Below are 1802 nucleotides of genomic sequence, written 5' to 3' on the forward strand. Positions count from 1 at the left end.
GCGTGTTGTTTGAGAACTCAACAGGGTGTTTGGATGGTCAGCGTGCGGGCTGGCTGGAGGTTCTCGGCCGAGGTGTCGGGGGGTTCTGGTCGGTACTGTTTTTGACTGTCTTTTCCTTGGGATGCTTCGGCTGTTTGGTCGGGGTGTCTCGTGAAAATCGGTCGGGACATGCTTCGACACATACCAAAGTCGCTGTTGCCTTCGGGTGATGGTGCGCAACAGGTTTTTGTTGGAGAGTTTGATCCTGGCTCAGGACGAACGCTGGCGGCGTGCTTCACACATGCAAGTCGAACGGAAAGGCCCCTTCGGGGGTGCTCGAGTGGCGAACGGGTGAGTAACACGTGGGTAACCTGCCCCCATCTCTGGGATAACCGTTGGAAACGACGGCTAATACCGGATACGACCAGTCTCTGCATGGAGGTTGGTGGAAAGTTTTTGCGGTTGGGGAGGGGCCCGCGGCCTATCAGCTGGTTGGTGGGGTGATGGCCTACCAAGGCGTTGACGGGTAGCCGGCCTGAGAGGGCGGTCGGTCACATTGGGACTGAGATACGGCCCAGACTCCTACGGGAGGCAGCAGTGGGGAATTTTGCACAATGGGCGGAAGCCTGATGCAGCGACGCCGCGTGAGGGATGACGGCTTTCGGGTTGTAAACCTCTTTTATCCACCACGAAGGCTCCGTATTCGCGGGGTTGACGGTAGTGGTTGAATAAGCGCCGGCTAACTACGTGCCAGCAGCCGCGGTAAGACGTAGGGCGCGAGCGTTGTCCGGATTTATTGGGCGTAAAGGGCTCGTAGGCGGTTGATTGCGTCCGCCGTGAAAGGCCTCGGCTTAACCGGGGTTTTGCGGTGGATACGGGTCGACTTGAGGCAATTAGGGGAGATCGGAATTCTACGTGTAGCGGTGAAATGCGCAGATATGTGGAGGAACACCGGTGGCGAAGGCGGATCTCTGGGATTGTTCTGACGCTGAGGAGCGAAAGCGTGGGGAGCGAACAGGATTAGATACCCTGGTAGTCCATGCTGTAAACGGTGGGCGCTAGGTGTGGGGTCACGTTGGTTGATTCTGTGCCGTAGCTAACGCATTAAGCGCCCCGCCTGGGGAGTACGGCCGCAAGGCTAAAACTCAAAGGAATTGACGGGGGCCCGCACAAGCGGCGGAGCATGCGGATTAATTCGATGCAACGCGAAGAACCTTACCTAGGTTTGACATCACCCGGAAACCTCTAGAGATAGAGGCCTCTTCGGACTGGGTGACAGGTGGTGCATGGCTGTCGTCAGCTCGTGTCGTGAGATGTTGGGTTAAGTCCCGCAACGAGCGCAACCCTTATCCCGTGTTGCCAGCATTGAGTTGGGGACTCACGGGAGACTGCCGGGGTTAACTCGGAGGAAGGTGGGGATGAGGTCAAGTCATCATGCCCCTTATGTCTAGGGCTTCACGCATGCTACATTGGCCGGTACAGCGGGTTGCGATACCGTGAGGTGGAGCGAATCCCTGTAAAGCCGGTCTTGGTTCGGATTCGAGTCTGCAACTCGACTCGATGAAGGTGGAGTCGCTAGTAATCGCAGATCAGCAACGCTGCGGTGAATGCGTTCCCGGGCCTTGTACACACCGCCCGTCACGTCATGAAAGTTGGCAACACCCGAAGCCTGCGGCCTAACCGGCTTGTCCGGAGGGAGTGGTCGAAGGTGGGGCTGGCGATTAGGACGAAGTCGTAACAAGGTAGCCGTACCGGAAGGTGCGGCTGGATCACCTCCTTTCTAAGGAGTCCCGACCCTCGGATAACGAGGCGTCAACCATCCG

1 rRNA gene is annotated in these 1802 nt (G+C 57.8%); it reads left to right on the forward strand.

Features of this window, described 5'->3' with window-relative positions:
• Nucleotides 1–226 precede the first annotated feature (226 nt).
• Nucleotides 227–1759 (forward strand): 16S ribosomal RNA (locus K3N28_RS23150).
• The last annotated feature ends 43 nt before the right edge of the window (nt 1760–1802 follow it).

This window comes from Glycomyces sp. TRM65418, assembly GCF_019710475.1.
Classification (GTDB): domain Bacteria; phylum Actinomycetota; class Actinomycetes; order Mycobacteriales; family Micromonosporaceae; genus Glycomyces.